At 43.3% G+C, this 18,991-nt stretch carries 16 protein-coding genes; 14 read left to right on the forward strand and 2 right to left on the reverse strand.

Annotated features, from left to right (window positions below; all coding sequences use genetic code 11):
• Positions 1-19 precede the first annotated feature (19 nt).
• The 4 genes from BMZ06_RS06630 to BMZ06_RS06645 all read left to right on the forward strand — a co-directional run bounded on the left by BMZ06_RS06630 (position 20) and on the right by BMZ06_RS06645 (position 4,240).
• Positions 20-2,041: an ABC transporter permease subunit gene (locus BMZ06_RS06630; protein WP_089751273.1), complete on the forward strand. Its 2,022-nt coding sequence runs from the start codon at positions 20-22 to the stop codon at positions 2,039-2,041.
• A gap of 69 nt (positions 2,042-2,110) precedes the next feature.
• Complete coding sequence (locus BMZ06_RS06635) at positions 2,111-2,596, forward strand: HIT family protein (RefSeq protein WP_089751274.1); 486 nt, start codon at positions 2,111-2,113, stop codon at positions 2,594-2,596.
• A gap of 111 nt (positions 2,597-2,707) precedes the next feature.
• A complete protein-coding gene (locus BMZ06_RS06640; protein WP_089751275.1) occupies positions 2,708-3,250 on the forward strand; it encodes a YwhD family protein in 543 nt (180 codons plus the stop codon).
• Positions 3,251-3,898: 648 nt separating this feature from the next.
• A complete protein-coding gene (locus BMZ06_RS06645; RefSeq protein ID WP_089751276.1) occupies positions 3,899-4,240 on the forward strand; it encodes a YolD-like family protein in 342 nt (113 codons plus the stop codon).
• A gap of 191 nt (positions 4,241-4,431) precedes the next feature.
• Here BMZ06_RS06645 and BMZ06_RS06650 read toward each other — a convergent pair whose 3' ends face one another.
• Positions 4,432-6,489, reverse strand: a complete 2,058-nt coding sequence (locus BMZ06_RS06650) for a transglycosylase domain-containing protein (RefSeq protein WP_089751277.1) — start codon at positions 6,487-6,489, stop codon at positions 4,432-4,434.
• A 129-nt stretch (positions 6,490-6,618) separates the two neighbouring features.
• Between BMZ06_RS06650 and speE the strand changes: the two genes are divergently transcribed.
• The 6 genes from speE to BMZ06_RS06680 all read left to right on the forward strand — a co-directional run bounded on the left by speE (position 6,619) and on the right by BMZ06_RS06680 (position 11,413).
• Positions 6,619-7,449 carry a spermidine synthase gene (gene speE, locus BMZ06_RS06655; protein WP_089751278.1) on the forward strand — a complete coding sequence of 277 codons (831 nt, stop codon included), beginning with the start codon at positions 6,619-6,621 and terminating at the stop codon, positions 7,447-7,449.
• Positions 7,450-7,454: 5 nt separating this feature from the next.
• Positions 7,455-8,327 (forward strand): agmatinase, encoded by an 873-nt coding sequence (gene speB / locus BMZ06_RS06660; RefSeq protein ID WP_089751279.1) that lies wholly within the window; start codon positions 7,455-7,457, stop codon positions 8,325-8,327.
• Positions 8,328-8,401: 74 nt separating this feature from the next.
• Positions 8,402-8,851 carry a hypothetical protein gene (locus BMZ06_RS06665; protein ID WP_089751280.1) on the forward strand — a complete coding sequence of 150 codons (450 nt, stop codon included), beginning with the start codon at positions 8,402-8,404 and terminating at the stop codon, positions 8,849-8,851.
• Between the two features lie 93 nt (positions 8,852-8,944).
• Entirely contained in the window at positions 8,945-9,385 is a 441-nt protein-coding gene (locus BMZ06_RS06670) for a YwiB family protein (protein WP_089751281.1), read from the forward strand.
• Positions 9,382-11,049: an arginine--tRNA ligase gene (gene argS, locus BMZ06_RS06675; protein ID WP_089751282.1), complete on the forward strand. Its 1,668-nt coding sequence runs from the start codon at positions 9,382-9,384 to the stop codon at positions 11,047-11,049. Before BMZ06_RS06670 ends, argS begins: the two co-directional genes overlap by 4 nt.
• A 184-nt stretch (positions 11,050-11,233) precedes the next feature.
• A complete protein-coding gene (locus BMZ06_RS06680) occupies positions 11,234-11,413 on the forward strand; it encodes a XapX domain-containing protein (RefSeq protein ID WP_089751283.1) in 180 nt (59 codons plus the stop codon).
• Between the two features lie 681 nt (positions 11,414-12,094).
• Here BMZ06_RS06680 and cls read toward each other — a convergent pair.
• Positions 12,095-13,282: a cardiolipin synthase gene (gene cls / locus BMZ06_RS06685; protein ID WP_089751284.1), complete on the reverse strand. Its 1,188-nt coding sequence runs from the start codon at positions 13,280-13,282 to the stop codon at positions 12,095-12,097.
• Between the two features lie 197 nt (positions 13,283-13,479).
• Between cls and BMZ06_RS06690 the strand changes: the two genes are divergently transcribed.
• The 4 genes from BMZ06_RS06690 (at position 13,480) to BMZ06_RS06705 (ending at position 18,986) form a co-directional block, all read left to right on the forward strand.
• Positions 13,480-15,612: a heterodisulfide reductase-related iron-sulfur binding cluster gene (locus tag BMZ06_RS06690; RefSeq protein WP_089751285.1), complete on the forward strand. Its 2,133-nt coding sequence runs from the start codon at positions 13,480-13,482 to the stop codon at positions 15,610-15,612.
• 152 nt (positions 15,613-15,764) lie between these two features.
• Complete coding sequence (locus BMZ06_RS06695) at positions 15,765-16,952, forward strand: acetyl-CoA C-acetyltransferase (RefSeq protein WP_089751286.1); 1,188 nt, start codon at positions 15,765-15,767, stop codon at positions 16,950-16,952.
• Between the two features lie 15 nt (positions 16,953-16,967).
• Positions 16,968-17,819 carry a 3-hydroxybutyryl-CoA dehydrogenase gene (locus tag BMZ06_RS06700; protein WP_089751287.1) on the forward strand — a complete coding sequence of 284 codons (852 nt, stop codon included), beginning with the start codon at positions 16,968-16,970 and terminating at the stop codon, positions 17,817-17,819.
• Between the two features lie 21 nt (positions 17,820-17,840).
• Positions 17,841-18,986 carry an acyl-CoA dehydrogenase gene (locus BMZ06_RS06705; RefSeq protein WP_089751288.1) on the forward strand — a complete coding sequence of 382 codons (1,146 nt, stop codon included), beginning with the start codon at positions 17,841-17,843 and terminating at the stop codon, positions 18,984-18,986.
• Positions 18,987-18,991: the final 5 nt, after the last annotated feature.

Raw genomic sequence — 18,991 nt, forward strand, 5'->3', positions numbered from 1 at the left:
ATTATGGGGAGAGAAGTGCATGAAAATCATTAAGTTCATGATCTATTACATAACGGGGCTGGCAGGTATTTTGTTTATTAGTGCGTCCCCGGCTTTGTTCAGAGAGGGAAGTTTTTTTGATATATTCAATTACTTTTCGGAACTTCAGCAACTGGTGGCTGCTATTTTCAATCCTTCTGAATGGGTATATGTGTATAAAGACCGCCCAGAGCCGCTGCTTGAGTTTCTGTGGGAACCTTATCAATACTCTATGATGGTGTTCGTGGGAGGTCTTCTGCTAGGGTTTGTACTGGCCTTTTTGCTAGCTCTTGGAACCATGTTTCTCCCTGGATGGATAAAATGGATCATCGGAAGAATCCTTAATATTTTAGAGGCGGTACCTGATTTATTACTGGCTTTTTGTTTACAACTCTTCATCGTATGGTTCTATAAACAAACAGATATTCAAATCGTCTCCTTTACGGCGCTAAGACAGGAGAAGGTATATATTCTGCCTATGATTGCGATTGCGGTGTTACCTTTAGTGACGATGTACAAAATCATTCTTATGCTGATGGATGAGGAGATGACAAAGTCTTATGTACAGATGGCTAAGAGTAAGGGGTTGGAGAAAGCTGTCATTCTTAACGTACATGTGATAAGGAATATTGTAAAAAGTATATTCTTTCATTCTAAGATTATCCTCTGGGGGTCTTTATCCAGTCTATTGATTATTGAATATATTTTTAATATGAATGGAATTACAAGCTTCTTTATTGAAGATTTTAGACCAATCGTCTCGGCAATGATTCTATTCATGATCTTCACCCCTTTTTTTATCATTTATCAGGGGACAGAGCTATTCATTTTCAAGGATCATAAAATCTCTAAAGAGACCAGCTTGAGCATGAATCGTTTCATAGGTGATTTCAACATTAATAATCCAGGTGGGAAGTGGCTGAAGCAGACTTTCGCAACAATAGGGGCACATTTCAAGAACCGGAAATTTTTGATTGGATTTATTGTCATTTCGGGGACGGTCTGTGTGAGTGTGGTTTATAGTATCACGGCGGATCCTTTAGTAGATAAGTTCTATCACATTACGAATGAGGAAGGACGGCTGGTAAGCGCTGCTCCTCATTCTCCTGAATATGTGTTTCTTGGGACGGATGCACTCGGATATAGTATTTTCGATCAGCTGCTGGCAGGAGCCAAATATACGATTCTATTTGCTCTAGTCATAGCCTTTTTAAGAATGAGTATTGGTTTTTTATTCGCGATTCCTTATACATTTTTCCTTCCTTCCCGCATTCAGCGCGGGGTAGAAAAACTGGTAGATGGTATGCACTTCCTGCCTATGACTATTATTGCATTTTTACTGTTGACCCCGGTTCTACGGATGCCACCGGGCGGTTTTACCACGACCCAGACGGAACGGATCATCTATCAAGGAGTGATTCTGGTATTACTTGCTGTACCTTTGATTGTTACGTTGCTTGGCAGTGAAATGAAGCTCCTGATGCAAGAGGAATATGCAGTAAGTGCGAAGGTGCTTGGAGGAAGTTCGCTTCATTTACTTAGGAAGCATCTGCTTCCGCATTTGAGTGCCCGGATGGGGATCGTGTTTGGACAGCAGTTTATTCAGACACTGCTGATTTTTATCCATCTAGGCGTGTTTAATATCTATTTTGGCGGAACAAATTTAGATTACTCCCCCATGCAGGCTGATCCACCGACGAGTACTACGTATGAATGGTCTGGACTGATTGGAGCAGCGAAAGACTCGATAATGACGGGGAGATGGTGGTTTATTATCCCGGCCCTTCTTTGCTTTATGGGGATTATCCTGTCTATGCAGCTCATTATTCAAGGAATCAAGGAAGTTCAGCATAAACGGGTAGGTGTTCCCGTTTCTAACCCAATGGGGTGGAAGAAGTTTTTCCGTAAAAGCAAACCTGCAAGTAGACAAGCGGGTGACCCCTCAGATGAAAGCTTTGTTTTTATAAATAGCGAACATCGTTCCTCGGAGAAGGCTATTAAAGGCGTTATAAAAGGAAAGTAAAGGTATTAAACAAGCGTTTGATTAAGGGTATAATATGGGGGATAAGCAACGGGCAAAAGGAGAGAGGCTTTGAGGACGATTAAGTTATCCAATGGAAAAAGCGTAGAAGTCGAGTGCTTAAGCTGTGCAATAACAAGTGGTTTAATCGAACCAGATGGGGGTGTCGTTTACGAGACGGAGCATTTCCACGCTCATCAGGACGTCGCCTATCCCATTAAAGGTTTAATTATTTTAGCGTCTAAACGTCATATCAAAAGCTTTGATGAACTAACAGAAGCGGAGCAGCTGGATTATATTCAAGTATTAACAAAAATTAGACGAGCGCAGCGGCAGACATTAGGTATTGAGTATGTTTATTATTTCTATAATGAGGATACCACCCACCACTTCCACACGTGGATGGTGCCGCGATATGAGTGGATGTATGATTTTGGACGTTCGGTTGAGTCCGTTCGGCCGGTGCTGCTTCATGCCCGCCGAGAAAGAAACGGGGAAGAGGATATTCAGGAGGTTATGAAAGCCCTGGATGCTTTGGAGATAGCTTTAAACACATGAATCGCTGTTTATATATGAATGGTTTACCCAATTCCTTATGCTAAAACAAAGTGTGGATTCTATGTTAAAATAGGAAAAAATCAGCCATGTCTAGAGGAGGTTCAGTTTGTCATGAAAGAATTTGATCAATTTAAAAATAATGATGATAAGAGCGATAAAAAGAAGAAGCAGTTCACGATTATTAAGGATGACTCGACGGATGGGCACGGTGGATATGGAGTAGGCTCCATTAGCCTTGAAAACATGACCCCGGTGATCGTGGATCCGAATGAAGAGAAGGCCTTTGTCGATATGGGTGCTCTGCATGCCCGCAGCGCGGTGGAGAAGCGGGTGAAATTTATTACGGACCGTGAAGTCGTGGCGAATGGTTTATTGTACTGGATTGTCTGGGTAACAGTGGATAATCAGGAAGGAAGGCCTTGCTACTACGGAGTAGCGGGAAGTGAAATTGTCGTTGATCGTTCGATTAAACGAGGATACAAGCTGATGCCGGAGCATGTGAACCATATGGATAAGTCCTTAAAAGGAAAATTCGTTGTCGACCATATGGATAAAAAATCAAGAACGATTCTCGGTGAGTATCTCCGCGAGTTCAAGCCGGAACTTTGGGAAAATACAAACCCAGAACTAAAAGATTCCCTTGGGGTCCAATAAATCATGAAAAAGCACTTTCCTCAGAGAAAGTGCTTTTTTACTGCCCGATATTATGGAATTCTCTTAAAATCAGGATCTGTCTTAGTATTAATTCTTCCAGATAAGCACCCGTTTGTTGAAGACTCAGTTTCGAGATAAATGGGGCCGTTACGTTAGATGGGTAAGGGCTGGGGGGGGGATAACTCGTCTTGTTCCATCACCCAGACACTCGAGACATAAGCCGTTCATCAACGGACGGAAAAACGACCCTCCTTTTGATGCTCGGCTTATGCTGGTCGTGTCTTTCGGGGTGATTCCACATTTGAACACTTTCCTATGGCAACGTCGAACGACCCTGCGTCGTGCAGGCCCGCGGAAAGCGAGTCGTTCCCTGGAGCCCCTTTTCCATACAATATCTCGAAACTGATTCTTACAGTAACCGGTCCTATTGTTGAAGATTTAAATTCGAGATGGTTTGGGGAGAGTGGAAAGTGGAAAGTGCTTGGTCACTCTTCCTAGTCACCAGGAAAACATAACGCACTCATTTTATGGTTAAGGAAGCTGGATGGGGACAGCCTGGAAAAGTGATTATCCTGTAAATTCCAGTTTACGAAAGGTGATTTTGTGCTACAATAAGAACAAACGTTCGTATTGAGGAGTTGATCAACTATGGATAGCCGTAATCGGGACCGGGGTACCATTAAGTGGACATCGCTGATGCTGCCGGAGCATGTAGAGATGATAAGGAAACTATGGAAGGAAGATGAGCGTGTAGAGAAAGGGATTATTGATGAGCAGAAGGCCATCGAGATTGACTTTTTACTGCAGCGGGCTTTGAACGACGATTTGACGGTGCGAGTCAAAATCCATAATGGTTTTGACTATGAAGAGATTCCAATGAAAATGGAGTACATTCATAAACTGAAACGCAAAGTTTATGGAGTGCACTGGGAAACGAAAGAAAAACTTCAAATTTCCCTGGATGATCTTACTGATATTTCAATTATTTAGGTGGAAAAATGTTCACAAAATGTTCACTTAAAAATGATCGAAAGGGTACTCGGAATCTTGACGTACTGGCAGAATGGGTAATATATTTAGTAACACATGGTTATACATGTATTACTAGGACAGAGAAAACGACCGGGTGCCGCCGGTCGTTTTCTTTGTCTTTTTTTAATTATTTCATGCAAGCCCGTCATTTAAAAGAACCAGTCTACTACATCTTTGAACCATGGATCATTTTTAAACTCATTTTCGATTTCTTTTTTGTCCTTATCCTCATCGCCGCCGCAAACTTCTTTTGGAATATCGCTTTTCTCCATATACATTAGGCGTTCTTTCGGACAATTAGGACCGGACCTGTGCCCGGTTTCAGGATCAATATAAACACCTTTTACATCAGGGGTTGGAATAAAGGCTGCAGATGGCAGTGGTTCATGAATCGACTCCATGGTATCTGCCCAAACAGCTTTGGCATATCTTCTTTCATTGAATGTTTCAAGTTTTCGGCCGCCTTCATCATGGCCCACCCAAACCCCTGATACAAATTGAGGACTAAAGCCAATCATCCAGCTGTCATAATCCGTCGTACCGGACTTTCCGCCATACATACGAGTTAGTTTTCCTTTAATAGGAGTGCCTGTAACAGAGGCATATCCATCAAGGGAAGAGTCAAACATCCCTGTCATCATGTGAGTAATAGTAAAGGCACGGTTCGGGTCAATTTCTTTCTCTTTATTAAAAACCGGCTGATATTCAAAAAGTATATTTTCGTGCCGATCTGTAATTTTCTCAATAGTATGTCCTTCAAGAGATTCAGAGCCTTTCACCATTTTTCCATAGGCACTCATCATTTCATAAAGAGAAATAGAGGTGGAACCAAGTGCAAGAGAAGGAACAGGTTTAGCGTGACTCGAAATTCCAAAGGTGTCCAGTGTTTTTACCAGCTTGTCGGGCCCAATATCCATGTTGGTGGCTACAGCATAAATATTGTCAGAAACCGCCAGTGCCTGAGCCATTGTAATCGGTTTGTCCGCATACTGGTCTCCAAAGTTGGTTGGACTGTAGACTTTTTCGTTATCTCCTATTTGAAAATCTGTCGGTTTACTATCGATCATAGTAACCGGCGAATAGCCTTCAGCAAGCGCAGCGTAATATAGAAATGGTTTAATGGTCGATCCCACCTGACGCTTAGCCTGTGTAGCTCGATTATAAGCACTGGTTTCATAATCACGGCCACCGATCAGAGCGGTAATGGCGCCGTTATGACTGTTCATAATAGCAGCAGCGATTTGGATATCTTCCTCTGCTGAAATATGGCGGTCAATTTGTTTTTCTAGAATGTTCTGATGATCTTCTATGAGCGTGGTATAAATGTGATAACCACCTGTTTTAACTTCCTCTGCCGTAATACCTAGTACTCTGGCAGCCTCTGCAACGACTTGGTCCTGAAAGTATGGAGCAGCTTCCTTGTCTGAGCTGTCAGAGTGCTCCGAGTAGACAAGGCTGGCTTCTACTGCTTCATTTTTTTCAGAAGAAGTAATAAATCCGCTTTTCTCCATCTCTCCCAAGATCAATTGTTGACGTGAGGCCGCGTTCTCTGCATTGTTCAGAGGAGAATAATAGCTAGGACCTTTCGGGACCCCTGCAAGCATAGAAGCTTCGGTCAACGTTAATTCTTCTGCATTTTTATTAAAATAATAACGGCTAGCTGCTTCAATTCCATAGGCTCCATGGCCATAATAGATGGTGTTTAAGTAACCTTCCAGAATTTCATCTTTATTATAAAAGATCTCCAGTCTGAGGGCATAGAGAGCTTCCTGGATTTTTCGTTTCCACGTTTTATCATGAGATAAAAAAAGATTACGAGCGTATTGCTGAGTAATCGTACTTGCTCCTTCCACCATTCTCATCTGTTTAAGGTCGGTTAAAGCAGCACCAGCAATCCGCTTTAGATCGAAGCCAAAATGATCGTAAAATCGACGGTCCTCAATAGCGATCGTCGCTTCCTTAATGGCATCAGGCATTTCGTCTACGGTAATCCAGTATCGTTCTTCTGCTCCATGATCTTCTCCAATAATATTCTCGCCTTGACTATAATAAACCGTATTCTGCTCGGTCATTAGAGAAGGAGGACCCTGGGTAATTGCGAATCCTAAGACAAACAAAATTCCGACTCCTGTTAACACAAGGCCGATCAATGTCCATTTGAACGCTCGCTTTGACCAGCGGTAGGTGGTTCGGATAAAAAGGATCATTCTTCTAGACTCCCAACTGTTAAGAATGAATAAAGACTGCTATTATTATGGGAGAATACGTAGTAAAATAAACCTCTCATGACGAATTATGTAATAGAGAATTATGGATATACAAAGGAGAATGTATAGATGAGCACGTGGTTTACTGAGAAGCAAACAGAAAATTTCGGAATTACGGCTAAAGTTAAACAGTCCCTTCATAATGAAAAAACAGATTTTCAAGAGTTAGAAATGCTTGAGACAGAAGAGTGGGGAAACATGCTGGTGCTCGACGACATGGTTATGACCACGGAAAAAGATGAGTTTGTTTACCATGAGATGCTTGCCCATGTGCCGCTCCACACCCATCCGAGTCCGAAACAGGTTCTGGTAGTAGGCGGCGGAGATGGCGGTGTGATTCGTGAAGTACTGAAGCATGAAAGTGTTGAAAAAGCCACACTTGTAGAAATTGACGGCAAAGTTATTGAATACTCCAAACAATATCTGCCTTCTATTGCTGGTGCTCTGGAAGATGAGCGGGTAGAGGTTAAGGTTGCAGATGGCTTCATGCACATTGCAGAAAGCGAACGTACTTATGACGTCATTATGGTAGATTCTACGGAGCCGGTGGGTCCTGCTGTTAATCTATTTTCAAAAGGCTTCTATGAAGGAATTGCGAAAGCATTAAAAGAAGACGGGATTTTCGTTGCTCAGACCGATAATCCCTGGTTCAAGGCTGATTTAATTCGCCAGGTTTATGGAGATGTGAAAGAAACATTCCCGATCACTAAAGTTTACACGGCCAATATTCCAACGTACCCAAGTGGTCTCTGGACGTTTACTATGGGGAGTAAAATCTATGATCCTCTTCAGGTTCCTGCTCATCGGTTTGCAGAGATGGAAACGAAGTATTATACAGAAGAGCTTCACCAGGCCTGCTTTGCTTTGCCAAAATTCGTTAAAAACTTGACGAAAGGGTGAGTTCGATGAGATTTGATGAAGCCTATTCCGGAAAAGTGTTTATCATGAGCCGGGCTTCCGAACAGGAGGCGGATGCCGTAATTTACGGGATGCCCATGGACTGGACGGTCAGCTTCCGACCGGGCTCCCGGTTTGGCCCGAGCCGCATCCGTGAAGCCTCAATTGGCCTTGAAGAATACAGTCCTTACTTGGATAGACATTTAGAGGAAATCAAATACCACGACGCTGGCGATTTGCTGCTTCCTTTTGGGAATCCTCAGAAAAGTATCGATATAATTGAAGACTATATGGATGAGCTTTTAGACAAGGGGAAAATACCTTTCGGACTAGGCGGCGAGCATCTGGTCACATGGCCAGTCTTAAAAGCAATGTATAGGAAATATCCAGAGCTTGCTGTACTTCATATTGATGCTCATGCTGACCTCAGGGAGGAATATGAAGGCGAGGCGCTCTCCCATTCCACTCCTGTTAGGAAAGCGTGCGAGCTGATGGGAGCTGAAAATGTGTATTCATTTGGCATCCGCTCAGGGATGAGAGAAGAGTTTCAATATGCTGAAGAAAACGGCATGTTCATGGCGAGATATGAAGTGCTTGAGCCTCTGAAACAAATTCTACCGAAACTGTCTGGGCGTCCCGTTTATGTCACCATTGATATTGATGTGCTTGATCCTGCTTATGCCCCGGGAACAGGGACAGCAGAAGCAGGGGGAATTTCATCTAAGGAGCTTCTTGCTTCCATTCATGAAATTGCAGGCAGCGATTTAGACGTGGTAGGGGCCGACCTTGTTGAAGTAGCTCCCGCTTATGACCCGACAGAAAAGACTCCGATTGCAGCCAGTAAATTCTTACGCGAAATGCTTTTGGGGTTTGTAAAATAAATGATAGAATGAAACAGCCGCTATGATTTTTCATAGGGGCTTTTCTATATGAGATGAATAAAGGAGCGCTACTTTTGGATAAAAAGATTATAGGCATTACGCTTACGTATGCCATTATCATGATGAGTCTAATTCTTATAACGTTTATAGGGGAATGGAACCCTTCAGGATATAGTTATTCGCTTAGTAATGAGAAACTAACAATTGAAAAAGGACTATATTCTGAAGAAACCACTGAAATTGCTATCGAAGATCGAATAGATCAAGCAATCAGCTTTTCGTTATCCATCTCCGAGGAAAATCAGCAGTGGAGAATGGATGTCATTGTTATTGGACTGTTGCTGCCATTTCTATTGTTATTGTTTGTTCCGGACCGCCGTCCTTTTAAGAAACAACTATCCTACCCCTGGTTTGCGCTGATTGTCGCAGCACTTGTCGTATTATACGCAAGTTACAGTGTACCGGCCCATATCACGGAGATTAGTGATATCCAAAATCAGGTGGACACGTTGGTTCAAGAGTAACGAAGCCAGGGGATGCTCTTGCGTTTTTGTGAATGAATTCTTATAATAAACAAGTTATAGTGTACGTAAACCCTTTGGAGGGAGGACGAAGAAATGACAAGTAATGCTAAGGACATCCAAGTGCAGCTCGTTACGGAAATCAGAGACACGGATCGCAAAGAGAAGATGGAAGTAAACGAAGCTGGTCAGTTTTTTGCGCGTGGCCAGACTCAGGTGATTACTTTTACAGAACATCCTGATGAAGGAGATCCTGTAAATACGATGATCACTGTTAAGCCAGGGCACGTCAGCATAAAACGCAGCGGCGGTATAGATATGCGCCAGGTTTTCCAGCCTGAAGTAGAAACAGAGAATTTATATCATCATACTTATGGTGATTTCCATATGAAAACTTATACAGAAGAAATGGAGTTCAGTTCCCTTGATGAAGCCATGGGCGGCCGATTATTTCTTCATTATCAGATGACGTTGAATCATGAAGTAACACAGGATCATCGCTTAACATTGACGTTTGAGGAGGAGAGTGAATCATGAATATCGTTGAACAAATGGAAGATAATCTGAAGAAAGAAATCGTCCGCGCCGTGCTTTCAGCTGAGCTTGCGGGGGAAGAGGAAGTGCCGGAGGTTGTATTAGAGCAGCCAAAGGATAAAGCTCACGGCGATTATGCAACAAACATGGCGATGCAGCTCGCCAGAATAGCAAAGAAGAATCCGCGTGCGATTGCTTCAGAACTTGTTGAACAATTTGATCGATCACAAGCCTCAATAGAAAAAATAGAAATTGCAGGTCCAGGCTTCATTAATTTCTATATGAACAATCAGTACTTGACTGAACTGGTTCCTTCCATCCTGGAAGCGGGCAGTCAGTATGGCCGCAGCGAGAGTGGGAAAGGTCATAGGATTCAAGTGGAATTCGTATCCGCTAACCCGACTGGAACCTTGCACCTTGGTCACGCAAGGGGAGCAGCAGTAGGGGACTCGTTATGCAACGTGCTGGATGCTGCAGGCTACGATGTTTCAAGAGAATACTATATTAATGATGCCGGGAACCAAATGGCTAATCTCGCTCTTTCTGTAGAAGCACGCTACATGCAGGCTTTAGGGAAAGAATGGGAGATGCCGGAAGATGGATACCAAGGTCGTGATATCGTAGAACTAGGAAGGAAGCTTGCTTCGGAAGAGGGAGAGAAATGGGCAGAAGAATCTGAACAAGATCGCTTGAAGTTTTTCCGTGAGTACGGTTTGCAATATGAACTGAATAAGATAAAAACGGATCTAGAAGAATTCAGGGTTCCTTTTGATGAATGGTTCTCAGAAACTTCGCTATATGAAAGCGACCGGATTGAAAATGCACTGCAGGTTCTGAAAGAAAAAGACTTTGTCTATGAAAAGGACGGAGCTACCTGGTTTGAGACAACGAAATTCAGCGATGATAAAGATCGTGTGCTCATTAAAAATGATGGCACTTACACTTATTTGACGCCGGATATCGCTTATCACAAAAATAAATTGGACCGCGGGTTTGATACCCTTATCAATATTTGGGGTGCCGATCACCATGGATATATTCCACGTATGAAAGCAGCAATTCAAGCCCTGGGCTATGATGAAGATACGCTTGAGGTGGAGATTATCCAAATGGTCAACCTCTTCCAGAATGGCGAAAAAGTGAAGATGAGCAAGCGTACTGGAAAAGCTGTTACCCTTCGTGAATTGATGGAGGAAGTTGGTATTGACGCGATGCGTTATTTCTTCTCCATGCGTTCCAGTGATTCACACCTGGATTTTGATATGGACTTGGCTCGATCAGAATCTAATGAAAATCCTGTTTATTATGTGCAGTACGCTCATGCCCGCATATGTACGATGCTGAAACAGGCAGAGGAAAAGGGATTGAGAGATGATACGTTTAACGGAAGTCTTTTAACAGCTGAAAAAGAAGAAGATCTACTAAAAAGGCTTGGTGAATTTCCGCAGCTGGTCGCAGATGCTGCAGAAAAAAGAACACCTCACCGTGTGACTCAGTATGCATTTGATCTGGCATCTAATCTTCACAGTTTTTACAATGCGGAGAAAGTTCTCGATCAGGAAAATCCAGAACTTACAGCTTCACGACTTTCCCTAATGAAAGCTGTTCGAATTACTCTAAGCAATGCGCTGAAAATTATCGGCGTTTCAGCACCAGAACAGATGTAAGTTCATAAAATGGCTAAAGGGCGTCTTCGCATAAAAAAAGAGCAGGACGCTCTTTTTTTGTGACATTCTTTGCCCCGGTATTTATGTATGGATGAAGCCGTCTGTTGATTGATAAAATAGGAACAATAAAGGTTGGTAATGAAAGAAAGCATAAAATTTAGATGCTGAGAAGGAGGACGAGCATGTGAAAGAAATCATTTTAGCGTTAGTCACTGGTTTAGTCGTTGGCATTGTATTTGCAGCTTTAAAACTTCCGATTCCAGCCCCGCCTGCACTAGCCGGAGTAGCTGGAATCGTTGGTATTTACTTAGGTTTTAAAGTTATGATGTGGGTGGGGCCCGTGTTCACGGAAATTTTTAAATAAATTAAGGCTTTGTTAAAGTTTATGGTTGATTATTCATAAGAGGCTTATTACGCAATAGGGCCGGATTGTATAAGACTCGATTTCGAGATATTGGATCGAGAAAGGGGATCCAGGGAACGGCTCGCTTTCCGCGGGCATGTGGTGAGCTTCCTCGGGCTTAACAGCCCTGCGGGATCTCACCGATCATGTTCACCCCGCAGGAGTCTTCGCCGTTCCCTTCCGCCCCTTTATGATCATTGAGAGCTCGAAATTCTCTGCATCAACGCCTTCCAATGAACGAGGATCATTTATGATCACACTGGTTTTAACGTGTGTTTAAGTGTAGAAACCCTGTACTATAAGTATTCGAGGCAGATGCAGCATGGATCCTTTCTCCTATAGCAGGGCCCGTTCACAAGAAATCGCTGGGCTGGTTGGGAAATAAGGAGACTCCCGCGGGAGAAGGAGCTTGGCGAGGAGTGAATGACTGAGGAGGCTCCTGGTAAAAGGAGGATCGACTAAGGTCGCCACGTCCTGTGGCAACGTCGATCGACCCTATGTCGTTTAGGCCGCAGAAAAGCGACTTATTTCCAACCAGCCATCCTCCGTTTAAACGTAACGGACCCATTTATCTCGAAACTGAGTCTTACACAAACTGGAGCTTTGTCTTAAAATCAACACGGAAGTTTAACAAAGCTTAAATTAAAGTAAGGGTCGCAGCATGGCTGCGATTTTTTCATTGATTCTAGTACTTAGGGAGCGGTTATTAAGCCAGCTTTCATCGAATGACACGGCATCTTTCATATCTTGAAAATAATCTTTACGAACGGCAGCGATAAACGTTTTGTCATAAACGTAGGTATTCACTTCTTTATTTAAAAAAAAGCTTCTTCTGTCGAAATTAGCAGTACCGATATCCGCAAATTCCCCATCCACTATGAATACTTTTGAATGATAAAATCCTGCATCAAAAAATTTAATATGGGCTCCTCTTTGATAAAGTTCGTTTAAAAAAAAGATACCGGCTTCCTTAACAAATGGGTGATCCGATTTCATAGGGACCATGATGTATAACTCAATTCCATTTTTGAGAGAAGTTTTAAATGATTGAAGCAGTTCAGGTGTCGGAATGAAGTAAGGGGTTCCCACAATAATTTCTTTGGCAGCCGATTGAATTAACCGGTTGAATTCTTCCGCTACACCGATCCCATCCGAGTCGATCACGCATACTTTCTTACCTTCAGCATGTTTTGTATTTATGGGTGTTAACTTCTTCCCGGTGGAAGCATACCAGTCTTTTATGAAGACAGCATGCAATTTTCCAACAACTGCGCCCGTATAGCGCATATGGTAATCACGCCAGTCTCCAAATTTAGGATTATGGCCAATATAGTTACTTCCCACATTGAACCCTCCAATATAGGCAGCTTTTCCATCAATCACTGCAATTTTTCGATGATTTCTCCGATTTAAATGATAAAAGAAATAAGGGAATCGAGGTTTTTCAGCGAATGCAAAGTGAACGCCAGCCTCTTTAAGTTCATTCCTTGTCTTTTTATTAATCAGGTAGCACCCCAGACGATCACCAAGCAGATGGACGGGTACTCCTTCCTGTGCCTTTTTCTTTAAAATATCTAAAAATTTCCTGCTGATTTCATCCTGATCGATGAGAAAAAAACTGATGTCGACTCTTACTTTAGCTTCGGCAATATCCTGAAAGAATGCTTCAAAAAGCGTTAATCCATTAGAAAAAAGTTCGTATTGACCGTGTGTCTTCACAATATTTATCGGATTTCCTGTTTTTTTGTGGGATATTTGTCCCATTTTAAAATCTGTAATTAACAGTAAAATAAAGGTAGTGATACTAATCAGTATGATTACGACTATCAATGTTTCCGCCTCCCATTGCCAACTGTTCACTTAGTCTTCCCATATGATTTCTTTTAAATAGGAAAAAAATGAAAACATGTTGACTGAATGCTCATTCATAATTTATAGTAAAGCTATAAGATTCAGAAATTTTTAAGTTTCTGGGCCGATAAAAATGAAAATCGCATCTGCGATAACAACCAAGAGGGGGAGAACAAATGAATCCGTTGTTACTTGCAAACTGGATTTTGTTCCTTGGCGTTACGATTTATGGATTATACTTATTTGTAAGCGTTGTCCGTACACGTATCGCTTATATTAAGATGGGGAAAAAATTTGAGTTTGATGGAAAGATTAAAAGACGCATGCAGAAGATTGGGATTTATGTATTTGGTCAAAAGAAGCTATTGAAAGACAAGAAATCCGGAGCAATCCACGTTATGATGTTTTACGGTTTTATTCTTGTTCAATTTGGGGCCATTGATTTTATTTGGAAGGGACTAGCTCCTGACTCGCATTTGCCGCTTGGTCCGTTTTATCCAGGGTTTACATTCTTCCAGGAAATTGTAACGCTGACGATTATTGTAGCTGTGATTTGGGCGTTTTACCGCCGATATATTGAAAACCTCGTTCGTTTAAAGAGAAGTTTCAAAGCAGGACTTGTACTTATCTTTATTGGAACACTGATGGTTACCGTTCTTGTAGGTAATGGGATGGGAATAATCTGGCACGGCCATGAAGGGGCCTGGACAGAACCTGTTGCGACGTTAATTGCAAGCGCTTTCGCATGGCTTCCTCCTGCAGCTGCTGCTACTGTATTCTTTATTATGTGGTGGATTCACCTGCTTATCCTGCTTACGTTCCTAGTGTATGTGCCGCAATCCAAGCATGCGCACTTGCTGGCAGCACCGGTCAACGTTTTCTTAAGCCGTGAGGATCCTCCGGGCAAGCTGAAGCCGATTAATTTCGATATAGATGAGGAAGCGGATGAAGAAGACGTTTCCTTTGGTGTCGGAAAGATAGAAGAACTGAACCAACTGCAGATGATTGACCTGTATGCCTGTGTGGAATGTGGACGCTGTACCAATGTCTGTCCTGCTTCAGGATCAGGTAAAATGCTGTCGCCAATGGATTTACTTATTAAAATGAGAGATCATTTGACGGAAAAAGGGGCCGCTGTCACAGGCCAGTCACCCTGGGTTCCTGCTTACGCCTTCTCAGGCACAGAGGGGAATACATTAGCTCAAATGGCACGCAGTAAAGGTACGGATGAAGCGGCAGCAACCATGGAAGCTGTCAACAACAAAAACTTAATTGGCGATGTCATTACTGAGGAAGAATTATGGGCTTGTACAACATGCCGTAACTGTGAAGATGCCTGCCCGGTTATGAATGAACACGTCGATAAAATCATCGACCTGCGTCGTTATCTTGTTCTTACAGAAGGCAAAATGGATCCGGACGGTCAAAGAGCGATGATGAACATTGAACGCCAGGGTAACCCATGGGGACTTTCCAAGAAGGAAAGAGAAGACTGGAGGAGCCTTGATGAAGAAGCTCATATCCCTACTGTAAAAGAACTGAAGAAATCAGGAGAAGAATTCGAATATCTTTTCTGGGTTAGTTCAATGGGATCTTACGATAATCGCAGTCAGAAAATCGCAGTCGCATTTGCTAAGCTGATGAATAAAGCTGGCATTAAATTTGCGATCCTCGGTAACAAAGAGCAAAACTCCGGAGATACAGCACGCCGGATGGGCAACGAGTTCTTGTTCCAGGAACTGGCTGAGAAGAATATGAAAGAATTCGAAAAGAATGATGTGAAAAAAATCATCACGATTGATCCGCATGCTTATAACATTTTTAAAAATGAATACCCCGATTTCGGGCTTGAAGCGGAAGTTTATCACCATACGGAAATGCTTTCTGAATGGCTGAAAGAAGGGCGCCTGAAGCCGGAAGGTGTAGTGAATGAGAAGATTACCTACCACGACAGCTGTTACTTGGGCCGTTATAACGAAGTGTACCAGCCGCCTCGCGAAGTGCTTGAAATGATTCCAGGCGTAGAGGTTGTCGAAATGAAACGTAATCGATCCAATGGAATGTGCTGTGGAGCTGGCGGAGGCATGATGTGGATGGAAGAAAAATCAGGGAACCGTGTTAACGTAGCTCGTACAGAACAGGCTCTTGAAGTAGAACCAACGATGATTTCAAGTGGATGTCCATTCTGTCTCACGATGTTATCGGATGGCACTAAAGCTAAAGAAGTGGAAGAAGAAGTGAGCACAATGGATATAGCAGAGATTCTAGCAAAATCCATTTTTGAATCAAAAGAAGAAAAGACAGCTTAAGTACTTTGAATGTATCGTCGTTTCTTAGAAAAATATTATGAAAATTGTGGAAAGTGTACACTATTTTAGGTACACTTTCCTTATGAAGACAGATTGAGCGAGCGTTCAATCGCCAATTTTGAAAGCGTTATCACAAGAGGAGGAAATTAAAAATGCGTAAAACAGTAATCGTCTCAGGGGCCCGTACGCCATTTGGAAAATTCGGGGGCGCTCTTGCTCCGTTAACAGCTTCCCAGCTTGGAGGCATCGTGATTAAAGAGGCTTTAGAGCGTGCTGGATACAATAGTGAAGAAGTAGATGAAGTAATCATGGGAAGCGTTTTACAGGGGGGACAGGGACAGCTACCATCCCGGCAGGCAGCGCGGGAAGCTGGAATTCCATGGCATGTGAAAACAGAGACAGTGAACAAGGTATGCGCTTCTGGAATGCGGAGTGTAACGATGGCTGATCAGTTCATACGTTTAGGCGAAGAGGATGTCATCGTAGCAGGCGGAATGGAAAGCATGAGCAATGCTCCTTATTTCATGCCTAAAGCACGCTGGGGATTACGAATGGGGGACGCTTCTGTTAAAGATATGATGGTACACGATGGTCTCACCTGTTCATTTGAAAATGTTCACATGGGTAACTACGGAAACCGTACAGCTGAAGAATTCGAGTTAACACGTGAAGCGCAGGATGAGTGGTCGTATAACAGCCATCAGCGCGCAGCTCAGGCTATTGAAAACGGAACGATGAGTGAAGAAATCGTGTCTGTAGAAGTGCCGCAGCGAAAAGGAGATCCGGTGGTGGTCGACACAGATGAAGCACCAAGGAAGAATACAACCGTAGAAGCTCTTTCCAAATTGCGTCCGGTTTTCGATCAAAATGGAACAATTACGGCTGGAAATGCTCCAGGTGTCAACGACGGGGCGTGTGCGATGCTGCTCATGTCTGATGAAAAAGCAAACGAACTGGGGCTGGAATCCCTGGCAACTGTTATTGCTCATGAGGAAATTGCGGTAGAGGCTCAAGATTTCCCACAAACGCCAGGACTAGTTATTAATAAATTGTTGAAAAAAGCAGGAAAATCCATAGAAGAAATTGATTTATTTGAAGTGAATGAAGCATTTGCAGCCGTCTCCTTAGCCAGTGGCAAGATTGCCGGGCTTGATCCTGAGAAGGTGAACGTAAATGGAGGAGCTGTAGCCCTTGGGCATCCGATCGGGGCAAGCGGAGCGAGAATCTTACTGACTCTTGCTTATGAATTAAAGCGCCGTGGAGGCGGCCTTGGAATTGCGGCTATTTGTTCCGGCGGCGGCCAGGGTGATGCCGTATTAATCGAAGTGCCAAAGGCCTAAAGGAGGGACTACTGAATGTCAATTAACAAAGTCATGGTCATCGGTGCAGGGCAAATGGGGGCAGGAATCGCTCAAGTATTTGCCCAGGCAGGCCTAAGCGTAATAATAAACGATTTGGACCAGGGAGCTTTAGACAAAGGAATCGCTGGTATTAAGAAAAGACTCGAGCGAGCAGTAGGAAAAGACAAAATTTCTGAAACAGAAAAAAATGAAACGTTGGATCGGCTGGCCGGTACAACAGATATGAATGACGCCTCCGACTGTGACCTTGTGGTGGAAGCTGTTGTTGAAAATATGGACGTAAAGACAAAAGTGTTCAAGCGTCTGGATGAAATTATGCCTGAGCACGCCATCTTAGCCTCGAATACATCATCTCTGCCTATTACTGAAATTGCAGCAGCAACGAATCGTCCATCACAGGTTATCGGCATGCATTTTATGAACCCTGTACCGGTTATGAAACTGGTCGAGATTATCCGTGCCATTCAAACAAGTGACGACACCTATCAAGCGATTGAAGATTTAACGAAAAAAATAAATAAATCGCCCGTGGAAGTAGAAGACTTTCCTGGTTTTGTCTCGAACCGCATCTTGATGCCTATGATTAATGAGGCCATTTATACTGTTCACGAAGGCGTAGCATCTCCGGAAGATGTAGACACCGTGATGAAACTTGGTATGAACCATCCAATGGGGCCTCTGACTTTGGCTGATTTTATCGGTCTCGATACGTGTCTGTATATTATGGAAGTCCTGCACGAAGGGTTCGGGGACAGCAAGTACCGGCCATGCCCGCTGCTGCGTAAGTATGTGAAAGCAGGATGGCTTGGCAAGAAATCGGGTCGAGGTTTTTACAGCTACGAATAACAGGTGAAGGAGACGGTGACGATGAATTTAACGTTTACAGATGAACAAGAGATGATGCGGAAGATGGTCCGTGATTTTGCTGAAAGAGAAGTAGCTCCCGCGGTTGAACGTATGGAGAAAGAGGATCGATTTCCTGCCGAGCTGATTCCGAAGATGGGGGAGCTTGGCTTAATGGGAATTCCTATTCCGGAGAAGTACGGCGGAGCGGAAATGGATTATATATCTTACATTATAGCTATCCATGAGATCTCTAAGGTAAGTGCAACTCTTGGTGTCATTTTATCTGTTCATACGTCTGTAGGAACAAATCCGATTCTATATTTCGGTACGGAAGAACAGAAGGATAAATACATTCCGAAGCTTGCAAGCGGAGAGTATTTAGGAGCCTTTGCCCTAACGGAGCCAAGCGCAGGGTCTGATGCAGGCAGTCTTAGAACGCGTGCTGTAAACAAAGGAGACCATTACGTTTTAAATGGCTCGAAGGTATTTATTACCAATGGCGGCCATGCGGATACCTTTATTGTGTTTGCACGTACAAACCCTGATATACCGAGCGGGAAAGGATTAAGTGCTTTTATTATTGAGCGGGATACGCCAGGGTTTTCGATTGGAAGAGCAGAGAAGAAAATGGGGATGCACGGTTCTAGCACGGTGGAATTAAATTTTGATCAATGCAAAGTTCCTGTTTCACAACTTCTTGGTGAAGAGGGCGAAGGTTATAAAATCGCCTTATCCAATTTAAATATGGGGAGAATCGGCATTGCTGCCCAGGCGCTCGGTATTGCGGAAGCGGCTTATGAGCACGCTGTGGCTTATGCGAAGGAACGCGAGCAGTTTGGGCGCCCCATTGCCAAGCACCAGGGAGTTTCTTTTAAGCTCGCTGATATGGCTACAGAAGTGGAGGCTTCTAAACTTCTTGTCTATCATGCGGCCTCTTTACAAGCAGCAGGAGTAAAATGCGGAAAAGAAGTATCAATGGCTAAATTGATGTCTTCCAAGACGGCAGTCAAGACGGCAATTGAAGCTGTCCAGGTTCACGGAGGATATGGATATACAGAAGATTACGCTGTAGAGCGCTTTTTCAGAGATGCTAAAGTTTGCGAAATTTATGAAGGAACAAGCGAAATCCAGCGGATCGTAATAAGCAATCACTTGATTAGAGACTGAGGGGG

This window comes from Halobacillus alkaliphilus, assembly GCF_900113125.1.
GTDB lineage: Bacteria > Bacillota > Bacilli > Bacillales > Halobacillaceae > Halobacillus > Halobacillus alkaliphilus.

Coding starts and splice junctions, on each gene's coding strand:
- BMZ06_RS06630 (WP_089751273.1), top strand. CDS start 20: ATGAAAATCATTAAGTTCATGATCTATTACATAACGGGGCTGGCAGGT.
- BMZ06_RS06640 (WP_089751275.1), top strand. CDS start 2,708: ATGAAAGAATTTGATCAATTTAAAAATAATGATGATAAGAGCGATAAA.
- BMZ06_RS06645 (WP_089751276.1), top strand. CDS start 3,899: ATGGATAGCCGTAATCGGGACCGGGGTACCATTAAGTGGACATCGCTG.
- BMZ06_RS06650 (WP_089751277.1), bottom strand. CDS start 6,489: ATGATCCTTTTTATCCGAACCACCTACCGCTGGTCAAAGCGAGCGTTC.
- speE (WP_089751278.1), top strand. CDS start 6,619: ATGAGCACGTGGTTTACTGAGAAGCAAACAGAAAATTTCGGAATTACG.
- speB (WP_089751279.1), top strand. CDS start 7,455: ATGAGATTTGATGAAGCCTATTCCGGAAAAGTGTTTATCATGAGCCGG.
- BMZ06_RS06670 (WP_089751281.1), top strand. CDS start 8,945: ATGACAAGTAATGCTAAGGACATCCAAGTGCAGCTCGTTACGGAAATC.
- argS (WP_089751282.1), top strand. CDS start 9,382: ATGAATATCGTTGAACAAATGGAAGATAATCTGAAGAAAGAAATCGTC.
- BMZ06_RS06690 (WP_089751285.1), top strand. CDS start 13,480: ATGAATCCGTTGTTACTTGCAAACTGGATTTTGTTCCTTGGCGTTACG.
- BMZ06_RS06695 (WP_089751286.1), top strand. CDS start 15,765: ATGCGTAAAACAGTAATCGTCTCAGGGGCCCGTACGCCATTTGGAAAA.
- BMZ06_RS06700 (WP_089751287.1), top strand. CDS start 16,968: ATGTCAATTAACAAAGTCATGGTCATCGGTGCAGGGCAAATGGGGGCA.
- BMZ06_RS06705 (WP_089751288.1), top strand. CDS start 17,841: ATGAATTTAACGTTTACAGATGAACAAGAGATGATGCGGAAGATGGTC.